10 protein-coding genes are annotated in these 14,999 nt (G+C 64.8%); 6 read left to right on the top strand and 4 right to left on the bottom strand.

The window, feature by feature from the left end:
* Window positions 1-16: 16 nt before the first annotated feature.
* Together BMX85_RS07310 and BMX85_RS07305 are read left to right on the top strand one after the other, a co-directional pair.
* Window positions 17-3,331 (top strand): S41 family peptidase, encoded by a 3,315-nt coding sequence (locus tag BMX85_RS07310; RefSeq protein WP_090317512.1) that lies wholly within the window; start codon window positions 17-19, stop codon window positions 3,329-3,331.
* 131 nt (window positions 3,332-3,462) lie between these two features.
* Window positions 3,463-5,907: an FtsX-like permease family protein gene (locus BMX85_RS07305; RefSeq protein ID WP_090315371.1), complete on the top strand. Its 2,445-nt coding sequence runs from the start codon at window positions 3,463-3,465 to the stop codon at window positions 5,905-5,907.
* Window positions 5,908-5,924: 17 nt separating this feature from the next.
* Here the strand turns inward: BMX85_RS07305 and BMX85_RS31300 are convergent, their stop codons facing one another.
* The 4 genes from BMX85_RS31300 to prpR form a co-directional block, all read right to left on the bottom strand.
* Window positions 5,925-6,059 (bottom strand): hypothetical protein, encoded by a 135-nt coding sequence (locus BMX85_RS31300; RefSeq protein WP_255372376.1) that lies wholly within the window; start codon window positions 6,057-6,059, stop codon window positions 5,925-5,927.
* 116 nt (window positions 6,060-6,175) lie between these two features.
* Window positions 6,176-6,817 (bottom strand): LytR/AlgR family response regulator transcription factor, encoded by a 642-nt coding sequence (locus tag BMX85_RS07300; RefSeq protein WP_229210335.1) that lies wholly within the window; start codon window positions 6,815-6,817, stop codon window positions 6,176-6,178.
* A gap of 59 nt (window positions 6,818-6,876) precedes the next feature.
* Window positions 6,877-7,065, bottom strand: coding sequence for a hypothetical protein (locus BMX85_RS30420; protein WP_177196680.1), 189 nt, complete (start codon window positions 7,063-7,065; stop codon window positions 6,877-6,879).
* Between the two features lie 187 nt (window positions 7,066-7,252).
* Complete coding sequence (gene prpR, locus BMX85_RS07295) at window positions 7,253-8,890, bottom strand: propionate catabolism operon regulatory protein PrpR (protein WP_090315369.1); 1,638 nt, start codon at window positions 8,888-8,890, stop codon at window positions 7,253-7,255.
* Between the two features lie 163 nt (window positions 8,891-9,053).
* On the opposite strand from prpR, the gene prpB reads away from it, so the two are divergent.
* Genes prpB through prpF form a run of 4 tightly spaced genes read left to right on the top strand, consistent with a single transcriptional unit; the run spans window position 9,054 to window position 14,922 of the window.
* Complete coding sequence (gene prpB, locus BMX85_RS07290) at window positions 9,054-9,965, top strand: methylisocitrate lyase (protein ID WP_090315367.1); 912 nt, start codon at window positions 9,054-9,056, stop codon at window positions 9,963-9,965.
* Window positions 9,966-9,979: 14 nt separating this feature from the next.
* Window positions 9,980-11,125 carry a bifunctional 2-methylcitrate synthase/citrate synthase gene (prpC, locus tag BMX85_RS07285; protein ID WP_090315365.1) on the top strand — a complete coding sequence of 382 codons (1,146 nt, stop codon included), beginning with the start codon at window positions 9,980-9,982 and terminating at the stop codon, window positions 11,123-11,125.
* Window positions 11,126-13,723 carry a Fe/S-dependent 2-methylisocitrate dehydratase AcnD gene (acnD, locus tag BMX85_RS07280; protein WP_090315364.1) on the top strand — a complete coding sequence of 866 codons (2,598 nt, stop codon included), beginning with the start codon at window positions 11,126-11,128 and terminating at the stop codon, window positions 13,721-13,723.
* A 2-nt stretch (window positions 13,724-13,725) separates the two neighbouring features.
* Complete coding sequence (gene prpF / locus BMX85_RS07275; protein WP_090315363.1) at window positions 13,726-14,922, top strand: 2-methylaconitate cis-trans isomerase PrpF; 1,197 nt, start codon at window positions 13,726-13,728, stop codon at window positions 14,920-14,922.
* Window positions 14,923-14,999 lie beyond the last annotated feature (77 nt).

The raw sequence follows: 14,999 nt of genomic DNA, 5'->3' as shown, positions 1-14,999 counted from the left end.
GGAGACCTTGATGCACATGAAGCGCCGATTATCCGTCGCCCTTTCCGTTGCCGTCGCCGGTGCGGCCATCACCCTGGCCCAAACCGCGCAGGCACTTCCCAGCACCAGCGATACCCGCATGCTGACCGAACCGGCGTTGTCCGCCACCCATCTGGCCTTCATCTACGCCGGCGATGTGTGGCTGGCGAATCCCGATGGCGGCGCGCCGCGCCGCCTGACCTCCGACCCGGGTGAAAAATCGAACCCGCAGTTTTCGCCCGACGGTAAATTGATCGCCTACAGCGCGCAGGTCGACGGCAACACCGACGTCTACCTGCTGCCGATCGAGGGCGGGGTGCCGAAGCGGCTGACGTATCACCCGGGCGCCGACGTGGTGCAGGGCTTCGCGCCGGATGGAAAATCGGTGATGTTCACGTCGCCGCGCGCGGCGTTCAACAACCGCTATCGCAAGTTGTTCACCGTGCCGGTCACCGGCGGCGTGGAGACGCAGCTGGAAGTGCCCAACGCCGCGCGCGCCGCCTGGTCGCCGAATGGCAGGAGCATCGTCTACAACCCGTTCTCTCCGGCCTTCCTGCAATGGAAGCACTATCGCGGCGGCACCAACTCGATCCTGTGGCTGTTCAACCGCGGCGACAAATCGGTGGTCAAGATACCGCAGCCGGCCACGCATTCGAACGACGTCGATCCGGTCTGGATCGGCGACACCGTCTACTTCCGCTCGGACCGCGACGGCGAATTCAATCTGTATGCCTACGATGTGAAGTCCAGGGCGGTGCGCGCGCTAACCAGGCACACCGATTTCCCGGTGCTGAACGCGTCGGCGTCGGCCAACGGCATCGTCTACGAGCAGGCCGGCTATCTGCACGCGCTGGACCTGGGCAGCGGCCAGTCGCGCAAGCTGACCATCGGTGTCAGCAGCGACTTGGCGATGTCGCGCCCGCGCTGGCTCAGCGGCGCCAAGTACATCCGCAATTTTTCGATGTCGCCGTCCGGCGCGCGGGTGGCGTATGAATTCCGTGGCGAGGTGGTCACCATCCCCGCCGACAAGGGCGATGTGCGCAACCTGACGCAGACCACCGCCGCCAACGAGCGCTCGCCCGCATGGTCGCCCGACGGCCGCTCGGTCGCCTACTTTTCCGACGAATCGGGCGAGTACGCGCTGCATATCCGCGCGCAGGACGGCAAGGGCGAACCTCGCAAGTTCAAGCTGACCGGTTCCGGTTTCTACGACAATCCGGTCTGGTCGCCGGACAGCAAAAAGATCGCCTACACCGACAACTCCTGGACCTTGTATGTGATGGACGTGGCCTCGGGGGCGGTCAGCAAGATCGCGTCCGAACCGCTGTATGGCGTGAACAAGACCTTGCGCGCCGCGTGGGCGCCGGATTCGCGCTGGATCGCCTATGCGCTCAACTCGATGACGTACACGCGCAGTGCCTACATTTATTCGCTGGAGCAGAAAAAGTCCTGGCCGGTGACGGACGGCCTGTCGGACGTGGTCAATCCGGTGTTCGACAAGAGCGGCAAGTACCTGTACTTCTTCGCCTCCACCAACGCGGGGCCCAGCAACAACTGGTTCTCGCAGCAGAACGAGGATAACCGCGTCACGCGCACGGTCTGGATGGCGGTGCTGCGGCGCGACCTGCCGTCGCCGCTGATCAAGGAAAGCGACGAGGAAAAAGCGGCGCCGGCCACGCCGACGGTGTCGGAGAAGAAGGAGCCGGCCAAGCCGGAGACGCCGAAGGTCGATCCGAAGACGGGGCGCGACGATCCGAAAGTCACCGTGGCGCCGGTCGCGCCGATGACGATCGACTTCGAGGGCATCGAAACCCGCATCGTCGATTTGCCGATACCGGCGGCGTCGCTGTCGGATCTGGAGGCGGGGCAGGACGGCCAGATATTCTTCCTGCGCGAGAACGACGGCAAGAAAGCCATCCAGCGCTTCGACCTGAAGGACCGCAAGGCCGAAACGCTGCTGGCGGAGGCCGATGAATTCGAGGTGTCTTCCGACGGCAAGAAGATCGTCTACCGACTCAAGGAAGCTTGGGCCATGGGCAGCGCCGGCGCCAAGACACTGACGCCGGGCGAAGGAAAGATCAAGGTCGAGGCGATCGAAGTGCGCGCCGAACCGCGCGCCGAGTGGACGCAGATCTTCAATGAAGCGTGGCGCATCAACCGCGATTTCTTCTACGATCCCGGCATGCACGGCGCGAACTGGAACAAGATGCGCGAGAAGTATGCGCAGTTCCTGCCGGAGCTGTCGTCGCGCGCCGATCTGAATCGGCTGATCCAGTGGCTGTGCAGCGAGCTCGGTGTGGGCCATCATCGCGGCGGCGGCGGTGACTTCTTCACCGACAGCAAAGCTGTGCCGGGCGGGCTGCTGGGCGCCGACTATGAGGTCAGCGACGGCCGTTACCGCTTCAAGAAAGTCTACGGCGGCTTGAACTGGAATCCGGCGTTGCGCGCGCCGCTGACGGAGCCGGGCCTGAACGTCAGGGCCGGCGAATATCTGCTGGCGGTCGACGGCCGCCAGTTGGTGGCGCCGACCAATCTTTACAGCGCCTTCGAGAACACCGCCAACAAGGCGATCGACATCACCGTCGGCCCGAACGCGGACGGCAGCAAGTCGCGCAGCATTACCGTGGTGCCGGTGCCGACCGAGGACGCGCTGCGCAACCGCGACTGGATCGAGGGGAATATCCGCAAGGTCAACGCGGCCACCGGCGGCAAGGTGGCGTATGTGTACGTGCCGAACACCGCAGGGTTGGGGCATACCTACTTCAAGCGCTACTTCTTCCCGCAGGCCGACAAGGACGCGGTCATCATCGATGAACGCTTCAATGGCGGTGGCAGCGTGGCCGATTACTACCTGGAGATTTTGCAGAAAAAGGAAATCGCCTGGTGGACCATGCGCTACGGCGCGGACATGAAGACGCCGTCCGCCTCGATCCAGGGACCGCGCGCGATGCTGATCGACGAGACGGCGGGTTCCGGCGGCGACCTGCTGCCGTGGATGTTCCGAAAAAACCAAATGGGGCCGTTGATCGGCAAACGCACCTGGGGTGGATTGGTGGGCGTGCTTGGTTTCCCGGTGCTGCTCGATGGCGGCACGATCACCGCGCCCAACCTGGCCTTCTGGACCCGCGACGGCGGCTGGGGCGTGGAAAACGAGGGTGTGGCGCCGGACATCGAAGTCGATCAAACGCCGGCCGACGTCATCGCCGGCCGCGATCCGCAGCTGGAAAAGGCCATTGAGGTCATCAGGGCGGAACTGGCGAAGAACCCGCCGGTGCGGCCTGCGCGTCCGGCCTTCCCGGTGAAGTCGAAGTAAAGTGTTCGGAAGTGAACAGCGCTAACGTTCACTTCCGAACAAATATCACCGCCTGCGCGTGTCGGCGGGTGTAAAAAGCCGTGGCATGGTAGTTGCAATGACCCTTTATCTTCCATCCACGGACTTACCCAATGAAGCTACGCGACTTGCGCATCGGTTGGCGCACCCTGATCCAGGAGCCGGCATACACCGTGGCCTCCGTGCTGGGCCTCGGCGTGGGCCTGGCCGCTTGCCTGCTGTTGCTCGGCTACGTGCGCTACGCGATGGAGTACGACACCCATCTGCCGGACGCGGATCAGATCTACGTCGTCAAACACCACTTCAATGTCGAACAATCGTCGCCGCTGTTCGATGTGGCGCCGATGTTCCTGCGCGAGACCGCGCTCAAGATCCCCGGCGTCGTCGACGCCACCAGCTACATTCCTGCGCGCCCGGAGATCACGCCGCTGACGGTGCGCGTCGACCGCAACCTGATGACGGTGCGCGGCCTGATCGTGCTGCCCGGATTTCCGTCGATGCTCGGCCTGCGGGCGGTGCAGGGCGATCTGGCGCAGGCGCTTGAACGGCCCGACCTGTTTGTCGTCACCGAAACGGCGGCGCTGCGCCTGTTCGGCACGCGCAACGCACTGGGACGGACGATGGTGTCCGACGGCGCGACCATGCAAGTCGGCGCCATCGTGCCGGCGCCGCCGGCCAATACGACGATTCCGTTCGAGGTGCTGTTCGGCGTGCACGCCGGCGTGGTGGAAAAAGTCATACGGCACGAGATGCTGACCGGTGAAAGCGGCTGGATGACCAAGATGCTGTTGCGTGTGAAGCCGGGCACCCCGGTGCCGGGTATCGTCAGCCGTTTGCAGCACGCGGTCGACATTACGCCCAGCATGAATCAATGGCCGCCGGAGGTGCGCGAACGGCTCGGCAAGCGCAAGCCGATCGAATTGTCGATGTCGCCGCTGCGCGATGCCTACTTCGACCACACGGTAAGGAACAGCTATATCGCGCTGCCCGGCGACCGGGCCAGCCCCGTCGTCACCGCCGGCCTGGCGCTGATCGCGGTGCTGATCCTGCTGCTGGCAGGGATCAATTATGTCAACCTGGCGATGGTGCGGGTGCTGCGGCGCCAGCGCGAGGTCGCCATGCGCAAGGTGCTGGGCGCCGGCGCGCCGCGCATCGCGCTGCAGTTCGTGCTCGAATCGCTGCTGGTGACGATGGTGGCGACCGTGCTGGCATTGCTGTTGGCATGGCTGGCGTTGCCGGCGTTTTCCCTGCTGGTCGACCGCCAGCTGGCCGGCTTGTTTTCGCTGCAAAACGTCGCCGCCGCATTCGGCATCGCAGTGCTGTTAGGGCTGGCCACGGCCGCCTATCCGGTCTGGATCGCGCTGCGGGTGCCACCGCGCCAGGCACTTGAGGGGCGGCCCGATACGGAGTCGATGGGCAGCATGCGCTGGCGCCGCGCGCTGACCGTGTTGCAGGTGGCCGTCGCCATGGGCTTCGCCGGCGTCACCATCGCCGTGGCGTGGCAGACCGACTACGCGATGCACGCGTCGCCCGGTTTCGATCCCGCGCCAATGGTGATCGTCGATATGCCGGAGCGCGTCAAGGACAGTGAAAAGGCGCGGCGGTTTTACTCGGCATTGAAGGCGCAGCCCGGTGTGGCGGGCGTGGTGATCTCCGAGGACCCGGTGGGGCGGCTCGATTACATCTGGACGCGGGCGCTCAAGCGCCCGGGCGGACAGGCGGCGACGATGGAGATGAAATCGGTCAGCGCGAATTTCTTCGAGATGCACGGTATCGCGCCGGTGTCGGGGCGCCTGTTCAAGGAAGGCGTGGACCCGGAGAACGACAGGGTGCCGGTGGTGCTGAACGCGGTCGCGGCGCGTGAACTCGGCTTTGCCAGTGCGGAAGAGGCGGTGGGGCAGACGGTCATGTTCACCGGTTTCGACAACGTCGTGACGTCGAAGCGCGTCGTCGGCATCGCGCCGGAGCTGCGTTTCCGTTCGCTGCGCGATAAGCCGAACGCGGTCGCTTACGACCTTGGAACCACCGGGACGGTGCTCAGTTTGCGCGCGTCCGGAGCGCCGGCCGATATCGAACGGGCGGCGCGTGAGCTCTGGCCAAGCTATTTTCCCGATGCGATTCCGCGCACCTACCGCGCCGCTGATATTTTGGCCGTCAATTATGAGGAGGATGCGCGCCTGGCGCGGTTGCTGGTGGTCGCCACGGGCATCGCGTTGGTGATCGCGGCGTTCGGCACGTATGTGCTGTCGGCGAACACGGTGCAGCGGCGGTCGCGCGAGATCGTGCTGCGCAGGCTGCACGGCGCGCGCCGTGTCGACATCGGTCTGCTGGTGCTGCGTGAGGTGGCGGCGCTGCTGCTGGCGGCCGCCGTGCTGGCGCTGCCCATCGCGGCGGTGGCGATCAATCGCTACCTCGCCGGCTACGCCGAACACGCGCCGATCGGCTACTGGACGTTGCTACTGGCGCTCTCGCTGACGTGGGCGATCGCGCTGATCGCTATCGCGCGCCATACCTGGATCGCGATGCGGATGGTGCCGGTGCGGGCATTGCGCATGTAAGCGCGCCGCCAGCTCGATTACAGTGGCATGTACGGGCTATTGGCGTATGGGGCGCCCGCCAGCTCGAACGCGCGGCGGATCAGGGCTTTCCAGTCACGGGCCTTGGTGGCCGGCGAGGTCATGGTCTGTGGGGTGGCGAGATAGGTGATCATATAAACTCCTTTGAACGGCATTTTGCAATAACTACAGTCTAGTCGTTCTCCAGATATAAATATAATTCTAATTTCGGATGCTGGATATTCACATTATCTATGATGTCTGTCATTTGCTAAAGGCTGGCGAGGAGTTTGAACTGCGCGGCCCGACGGCGGGAGACTTCGACCAGCAACGCATCCGGCAATGTTAAATCCAGCCCGCCGGCGTCGTTCGGCGTCACCCGTTCGACGCAATCGAGATTGACGATGTGGCGGCGGCTGGCGCGGAAGAAGCGCTGCGGGTCCAGGCGCTCCTCTAGCTGGTTCAGGGACCGCAGCATCAGCGGCCGATGCTCGCCGAAGTAAACGCGCGTGTAATTGCCTTCCGACTCGAATAAGCGGACATCCTGCAAACCGACGAACCAGCATCGCTCGCCGTCCTTGATGAACAGTTTTTTCGCCGCTGTCGGCGCCACCGCCGTCGTGTATTCCAGCGCGCGCTGATGTCGTATCGCGCAGCGCTGCAACGCTGCGGCCATGCGCGCCGCCTGAATCGGCTTTTGCAGGTAATCCAGCGCGTTGACCTCGAACGCCTGCAGCGCGTACTGGTCGAACGCGGTCGTGAAGATGACCTCCGGTGCGTCGTCCAGCGCGGCGAGCATGTCGAAGCCGCTGCCGCCCGGCATTTGCACATCCAGGAAGACCAGGTCCGGTTTCAGCACGGTTATCTGCTGCACGCCGTCGGCCGCGTTAACGGCTTCGCCGACGATCTGCACCCCGGAATGCGCCGCCAGAAGGCGCCGAATCCCCTGGTCGGGATGGTCGGCGGCGAGCTTCAGGCCGAGAAAGCCGCGAGGCTATGGCCGATGACGACTGGCTTCCTGAATTTTTGGGCCGCGATGTAGTCGCTCAGTTGCTGTTCGGCGGCCGGCAGCAGCGGTCCTTCGATGGCGGGAACGCCTGCGAAGCCGGCCAGCGTCAGCACGCGACATTGATACTTACCGGCGCCGCAGTAGTGCGCCACGGTGCCGTCCCAGACTTCGCCGGACGATGAGACGGTTAAACGTGTTTCGTTTCATGGGTTGATTCCTCCTGTACCGCTATCCTAACGGCGCGCCGAGGTTACGGGAGGGCTGAAGTGACAAGTGGTCGTCGGCCATGATGAGTGGCGCGTTCCACGGTTCCTGGTCTTGCGATCGCAGTGGCGTGATTTAATTTGAATGAACGCCGTCTGCTTCGGCGCGCAATCTGCGCCACAGCGTGGTGCGGCTGACGCCAAGGTAATCGGCGGCGGCGTCGCGCCGGCCGCCGAAGCGGGCCAGCACTTCGGTCGCGCTTTCGACGCGCGCCGGTATTCGCGGCGCCGCCGTTTCGACGTCATTCGTCATCGCCTCCAGTTCCGGCGCCACGCTGAGGACAAACCCCGGCGTCAGCGCCTGCAACGGCTCGGCCGCCAGGAATAGCGCCAGGCGCTCCGTCAGATTGCGCAGTTCGCGCACGTTCCCCGGCCAGTCGTAGCGCCGCAGCAGCGGTGCGCAGGCGCTCATCTCCGCATGCAGGTTCGGGTGCGGGCGCGCGCCGAGCGAGGCCAGCGCGTTCTTCAGCGACCATTCGGCCAGCGTCATCACATCGTCCGGGCGGGCGCGCAGCGGCGGCGACGACAGCCGCAGCACCGCCAGCCGGTAAAACAGGTCGGCGCGGAAGCGGCCTTCGCGCACGCGCCGCTCCAGATCGCAGTGCGTGGCGCTGATAATGCGCACGTTGACCGGGATCGGCCGCGTGCCGCCGACGCGCACCACTTCCCGTTCCTCCAGCACGCGCAGCAGGCGGGTTTGCAGCGCCAGCGGCATCTCGCCGATTTCGTCGAGGAACAGCGTGCCGCGATTGGCCGCTTCAAACAGGCCGGCATGGCCGCCGCGCCGGGCGCCGGTGAACGCGCCTTCCTCGTGGCCGAACAATTCGGATTCCAGCAGCGATTCGGCGATCGCGCCGCAGTTGACGGCGACGAACGGCCGGTTCTGACCCAGGCTGCGCGGACTCTCTCGGTGGATCGCTTGCGCCACCAGTTCCTTGCCGGTGCCGGTTTCGCCTTGTATGAGCACCGTGGCGGACGATTTCGCATACAGCACGACGGACTGACGCAGCGCCTCCATCGCCTCCGATTCGCCGCGCAGATCGTTGAGCCCATGCCGGGCGCGCAGGGTGTCGGTCACCACCGCGCCACGCGTGCGCGCGCGGTTCGATTCCAGCTGCGTCAGGCGCGCCATCTCCAGCGCGTCATCGAAGGCATGGCGGATCGAGGCGGCGGAGTAGACGAATACCCCTGTCAGTCCCGCTTCCTCGGCCAGGTCGGTGATCAGGCCCGCGCCGACGATGGCCTTGATGCCGGCCGCTTTCAGGTCGTTGATCTGTGCGCGCGCGTCTTCTTCGGTGGCGTAGGTGCGCTGTGCGACATCGAAGCCGAAGGTGCCGGCGAATTCCGCCAGTTCCGGCAAACGCTCCTGGTACGTGATGACCCCTATCTTGTCCGATACGCGTCGCGCGCGCGCCAGCGCCTGCATCACGTCGAAGCCGCTGAATTTTGCGATCACCACCGGCACCGACAGGCGGCCCTTCAGATATGCGGCGTTGGAGCCGGCGGCGATGACGGCGTCGCAACGCTCGGTGGCCATGCGCTCGCGGATGTGGCGCGCCGCTTCGTCGAAACCGAGGTTGATCGGCTCTATCGTGGCCAGGTTGTCGTATTCGAGCGTGATGTCGCGGAACAGGTCGTACAGGCGCGATACCGAGACGGTCCAGATAACCGGTTTATCGTCGGGATCGTAGGGCAGGGGCAGGGAATGGCGCATGATTCAATTGTAGCGCATTCGTTGCAACCGATGTTTCGCCGTTTCACAATGAAACAGGAGTGAAACAACGCCGAACGCTAAGTGTTTGATTTATATGGTGCGGCGAGGTGGCATGGCGTTTGCACTACCATCGCAACTTCAACGCAATACCGAAAGGTCAAACATGAGTCAATATTCCGCAGGCGCCGCCTTCCGCAAAGCTGTTCAGGAAGAATCCCCGTTGCAAGTGGTGGGCGCGATCAACGCCAATCATGCCTTGCTGGCCAAACGCGCCGGGTTCAAGGCGATTTATTTGTCGGGCGGCGGTGTGGCGGCGGGCTCGCTCGGGCTGCCCGACCTAGGCATCTCTAACCTCGACGACGTGCTGACCGACGTGCGCCGCATCACCGACGTGTGCGATCTGCCGCTGCTGGTCGACGTGGACACCGGCTTCGGCGCGTCCGCGTTCAATGTGGCCCGCACCGTCAAGTCGATGATCAAGTTCGGCGCGGCGGCCATGCATATCGAAGACCAGGTCGGCGCCAAGCGCTGCGGCCACCGCCCGGGCAAGGAGATCGTCTCGAAGCAGGAGATGGTCGACCGCATCAGCGCCGCCGTCGACGCGCGCACCGATGACAACTTCGTCATCATGGCGCGCACCGACGCGCTGGCGGTCGAGGGGCTGGAAGCGGCGATCGAACGCGCCGTCGCCTGCGTGGAGGCGGGCGCCGACATGATCTTCCCGGAGGCGATGATCAGCCTCGATATGTACAAACAGTTCGCCGCCGCCGTCAAGGTGCCGGTGCTGGCCAACATCACCGAATTCGGCTCGACGCCGCTGTTTACCGTGGACGAATTGCGCGGCGCCGATGTCGGCCTGGTGCTGTATCCGTTGTCCGCCTTCCGCGCGATGAACAAGGCCGCCGAAAACGTCTACGGCGCGATCCGCCGCGACGGCACGCAGCAGAATGTCCTCGACACGATGCAGACCCGCGCCGAACTGTATGAACGCATCAACTATCACAGCTTCGAGCAAAAGCTCGACGCCTTGTTCGCGGCACAAAATTCCGCTCAAAACGCGGCACAGAAAAAATAACGAGGAGACCAGACATGACCGAGACCACCTTCAAACCAAAAAAATCCGTCGCGCTGTCGGGCGTCACCGCTGGTAACACGGGGCTGTGCTCCGTCGGCAAAACCGGCAACGACCTGCATTACCGTGGCTATGACATTCTGGACGTGGCCAACTCCTGCGAGTTCGAGGAAATCGCCTATCTGCTGGTACACGGCAAGCTGCCCAACGAGGCGGAGCTGCGCGGCTACAAGGCCAAGCTGCGCTCCCTGCGCGGCCTGCCGCAAGCGCTGAAGTCGGCGCTGGAGGCGCTGCCGGCGTCGGCGCACCCGATGGACGTGATGCGCACCGGTGTATCGGTGCTGGGCTGCGTGCTGCCCGAGAAGGACGATCACAACGTGCCCGGCGCGCGCGATATCGCCGACCGCCTGATGGCGTCCTTCGGTTCGATGCTGCTGTACTGGTACCACTTCAGCCACAATGGCAAGCGCATCGACGTGGAAACCGACGACGACTCGATCGGCGGCCATTTCCTGCACCTGCTGCACGGCTTCAAGCCGTCCGAGAGCTGGGTGCAGGCGATGCACACGTCGCTGATCCTGTATGCGGAACACGAATTCAACGCTTCGACCTTCACCGGCCGCGTCATCGCCGGCACCGGATCGGACATCCACTCGGCCATCACCGGCGCGATCGGCGCGCTGCGCGGTCCGAAGCACGGCGGCGCCAATGAATTCGCGTTCGAGATCCAGAAGCGCTACGAGAATCCGGACGAGGCGGAAGCGGACATCCGCAACCGCGTCGCCAACAAGGAAGTGGTGATCGGTTTCGGCCATCCGGTGTACACAATCTCCGATCCGCGCAACGTCGTCATCAAGGAAGTGGCGCGCAAGCTGTCGCGCGAGGGCGGTTCGATGAAGATGTTCGACATCGCCGAACGCCTGGAGACCGTGATGTGGGACGTCAAGAAGATGTTCCCCAACCTGGACTGGTTCTCGGCCGTGTCGTACCACATGATGGGCGTGCCGACGGCGATGTTCACGCCGCTGTTCGTCATCTCGCGCACCTCCGGCTGGGCCGCGCACATCATCGAACAGCGCATCGACAACAAGATCATTCGTCCGAGCGCGAACTACGTCGGTCCCGAAGATCTGCAATTCGTGCCGATCAAGGATAGAAAATAAATGAATACCTTATTCCGTAAATCTTTGCCGGGCACCGAGCTGGACTACTTTGACGCGCGCGCCGCCGTCGACGCGATCCAGCCAGGCGCCTGGGCCAAGCTGCCTTACACGTCGCGCGTGCTGGCCGAGAACCTGGTGCGCCGCTGCGACCCCGCGACCCTGAACGCGTCGCTCGGCCAGTTCATCGAACGCCGCCGCGACCTGGACTTCCCATGGTTCCCGGCGCGCGTGGTGTGCCACGACATTCTGGGCCAGACCGCGCTGGTCGACCTGGCCGGCCTGCGCGACGCCATCGCCTTGCAGGGCGGCGATCCGGCGCTGGTCAATCCGGTGGTGCCGACGCAACTGGTGGTCGACCATTCGCTGGCCGTCGAATGCGGCGGCTTCGATCCCGATGCCTTCGACAAGAACCGTGTGATCGAGGATCGCCGCAACGAAGACCGTTTCGATTTCATCAACTGGACCAAGAAGGCGTTCAAGAACGTCGACGTGATCCCGCCGGGGAACGGCATCCTGCACCAGATCAATCTGGAGCGCATGTCGCCGGTGATCCAGACCGTGGACGGCGTGGCCTTCCCCGACACGCTGGTCGGCACCGATTCGCACACGCCGATGGTCGACGCGCTGGGCGTGATCGCCATCGGCGTCGGCGGGCTGGAAGCGGAGAGCGTGATGCTGGGCCGCGCGTCGTGGATGCGGCTGCCCGACATCATCGGCGTCGAGCTGACCGGCAGGCCGCAAGAAGGCATCACCGCCACCGACACGGTGCTGGCGCTGACCGAGTTCCTGCGCAAGCAGAAGGTCGTCTCGTCGTACCTGGAGTTCTTCGGCGAGGGCGCCGCCCACCTGACCCTGGGCGACCGCGCGACGATTTCCAACATGGCGCCGGAATACGGCTCCACCGCCGCGATGTTCTATATCGACGAGCAAACCATCAAGTACCTGAAGCTGACCGGCCGCGATGATGAACTGGTCAAGCTGGTGGAGCTGTACGCGAAGGAAACCGGCCTGTGGGCCGACGCGCTGAAAAGCGCCGAATACGAGCGTGTGTTGAGGTTCGACCTGTCGTCGGTGGTGCGCAATATCGCCGGCCCGTCCAATCCGCACAGCCGCGTGCCGACTTCCGAACTGGCCGCGCGCGGCATCAGCGGTGTCGTCGAGAACGAACCTGGCCTGATGCCCGACGGCGCCTGCATCATCGCCGCCATCACCAGCTGCACCAACACCAACAATCCGCGCAACATGATCGCCGCCGGCCTGTTGGCGCGCAACGCCAACGCGCGCGGCCTGACCCGCAAGCCGTGGGTGAAAAGCTCGCTCGCCCCCGGCTCCAAAACCGTCACCTTGTATCTGGAGGAGGCGGGGCTGATGCCGGAGCTCGAGAAGCTCGGCTTCGGCGTGGTGGCCTATGCCTGCACCTCGTGCAACGGCATGTCCGGCGCGCTCGATCCGGTCATTCAAAAGGAAGTGGTGGAGCGCGACCTGTACGCGACCGCCGTCCTGTCGGGCAACCGCAATTTCGACGGCCGTATCCATCCATACGCGAAGCAGGCCTTCCTGGCGTCGCCGCCGCTGGTGGTGGCGTATGCGATCGCCGGCACCATCCGCTTCGATATCGAGAAGGATGTTCTCGGCATCGATGCCAACGGCCAGCCTGTCACCTTGAAGGACATCTGGCCGTCCGACGAGGAGATCGACCGCATCGTCGCGGCCAGCGTCAAGCCGGAGCAGTTCCGCAAGGTCTACATCCCGATGTTCGCCAGGCAGGAGGACGATGGCGCGAAAGTGAGCCCGTTGTACGACTGGCGCCCGCAGACCACCTATATCCGCCGTCCGCCCTACTGGGAAGGCGCGCTGGCCGGCGCCCGCCCGCTGAAGGACATGCGTCCGCTGGCGCTGCTGGGAGATAACATCACCACCGACCACCTGTCGCCGTCGAACGCCATCATGCTCGATAGCGCCGCCGGCGAGTACCTGGCGAAAATGGGCTTGCCGGAAGAGGACTTCAATTCCTACGCAACCCATCGCGGCGACCACCTGACCGCGCAGCGCGCCACCTTCGCCAATCCAACGTTGAAGAACGAAATGGTGCGCGGAGCGGACGGCAAGGTGATGGCCGGTTCGCTGGCCCGCATCGAGCCGGAAGGGCGCGTCACGCGCATGTGGGAAGCCATCGAGACCTATATGGAGCGCAAGCAGCCGCTGATCGTCATCGCCGGCGCCGACTACGGACAGGGTTCGTCGCGCGACTGGGCGGCCAAGGGCGTGCGGCTGGCGGGCGTGGAGGCGATCGTGGCCGAGGGCTTCGAGCGTATCCACCGCACCAATCTGGTCGGCATGGGCGTGCTGCCGCTGGAGTTCATGCCGGGCGTGAACCGCCTGACGCTGGCGCTGGACGGCACCGAGACGTACGACGTGATCGGCGCGCGCACGCCGCGTTCGACCTTGACCCTGGTGATCAATCGGCTTAGCGGCGCGCAGCTGGAGGTGCCGGTGATCTGCCGTCTCGACACGGCGGAAGAAGTGTCGATCTACGAGGCGGGCGGCGTGCTGCAGCGCTTCGCCCAGGATTTCCTCGAATCCGTAAAGGCGGCCTGACCATGACAAACACCACCATCCACCCGCCGCAAATCAGGATCCCCGCCGTGTATATGCGCGGCGGCACCAGCAAGGGCGTTTTCTTCCGCCTGGATGATTTGCCGCAGGCGGCGCAGACGCCCGGACCCGCGCGCGACGCGCTGCTGCTGCGCGTGATCGGCAGTCCCGACCCCTATGGCAAGCAAATCGACGGCATGGGCGCGGGCACTTCCAGCACCAGCAAGACGGTGATCGTCTCGAAAAGCGACAAAGCCGATCACGATATTGATTATTTGTTCGGCCAGGTCTCCATCGACAAGGCGTTCGTCGACTGGAGCGGCAATTGCGGCAACCTGTCGGCCGCCGTCGGCGCGTTCGCGATCAGCGCGGGCCTGCTGGACCCGGCCCGCGTACCGCAAGACGGCATGGCCGTGGTGCGCGTGTGGCAGGCCAACATCGGCAAGACCATCATCGCGCACGTGCCGGTGACCAACGGCGAAGTGCAGGAGACCGGTGACTTCGAACTTGACGGCGTCACCTTCCCGGCGGCCGAAGTGCAGCTGGAGTTCATGGACCCGGCGGCGGACGAGGAGGGCGGTGGCGGCGCGATGTTCCCGACCGGCCAATTGATCGACGACCTGGAGGTGCCGGGCATCGGCACGCTGAAGGCGACCATGATCAACGCCGGCATCCCGACCATTTTCGTCGACGCGGACGCCATCGGCTATACCGGCGTCGAGCTGCAGGACGCGATCAACGGCGACGTGGCCGCGCTGGCGATGTTCGAGACCATACGCGCGCACGGCGCGCTGCGCATGGGCCTCATCCGGCATCTGGACGAGGCGGTGCAACGGCAGCACACGCCGAAGGTGGCGTTCGTGGCGAAGCCGTCGAGCTACATCGCCTCCAGCGGCAAGCGCGTTCACGCGGCGGACATCGACTTGCTGGTGCGCGCACTGTCGATGGGCAAGCTGCATCACGCCATGATGGGCACTGCGGCAGTGGCGATCGGCACTGCCGCCGCGATTCCGGGAACGCTGGTCAACCTGGCCGCGGGCGGCGGCGCGCTCGGCGCGGTGCGCTTCGGTCATCCGTCGGGCACCTTGCGCGTCGGCGCCGAGGCCGCGCAGCAAAACGGCCAGTGGCGTGTGACGAAGGCCGTCATGAGCCGCAGCGCGCGCGTGCTGATGGAGGGCTGGGTGAGGGTGCCCGGCGTGTGAGGCTGGCATCATGGGAGTCGGTGCGCGGCCAAGCCGCGCGCTGTCGTCCAGTGTCGTATTTAAGAACGCGAAATCAG

Origin of the sequence: Duganella sp. CF517 (assembly GCF_900110275.1) — a bacterium.
Classification (GTDB): domain Bacteria; phylum Pseudomonadota; class Gammaproteobacteria; order Burkholderiales; family Burkholderiaceae_D; genus Rugamonas.
Note: the sequence above shows the minus strand (reverse complement) of the source record. Positions and strands in the feature narration are given on the sequence as shown.

What these genes read in the sequence shown, in the direction of transcription:
- prpB (WP_090315367.1), top strand. Translation starts at nt 9,054, where the DNA reads ATGAGTCAATATTCCGCAGGCGCCGCCTTCCGCAAAGCTGTTCAGGAA.
- BMX85_RS07305 (WP_090315371.1), top strand. Translation starts at nt 3,463, where the DNA reads ATGAAGCTACGCGACTTGCGCATCGGTTGGCGCACCCTGATCCAGGAG.
- BMX85_RS31300 (WP_255372376.1), bottom strand. Translation starts at nt 6,059, where the DNA reads ATGATCACCTATCTCGCCACCCCACAGACCATGACCTCGCCGGCCACC.
- prpC (WP_090315365.1), top strand. Translation starts at nt 9,980, where the DNA reads ATGACCGAGACCACCTTCAAACCAAAAAAATCCGTCGCGCTGTCGGGC.
- acnD (WP_090315364.1), top strand. Translation starts at nt 11,126, where the DNA reads ATGAATACCTTATTCCGTAAATCTTTGCCGGGCACCGAGCTGGACTAC.
- prpR (WP_090315369.1), bottom strand. Translation starts at nt 8,890, where the DNA reads ATGCGCCATTCCCTGCCCCTGCCCTACGATCCCGACGATAAACCGGTT.
- BMX85_RS07310 (WP_090317512.1), top strand. Translation starts at nt 17, where the DNA reads ATGAAGCGCCGATTATCCGTCGCCCTTTCCGTTGCCGTCGCCGGTGCG.
- prpF (WP_090315363.1), top strand. Translation starts at nt 13,726, where the DNA reads ATGACAAACACCACCATCCACCCGCCGCAAATCAGGATCCCCGCCGTG.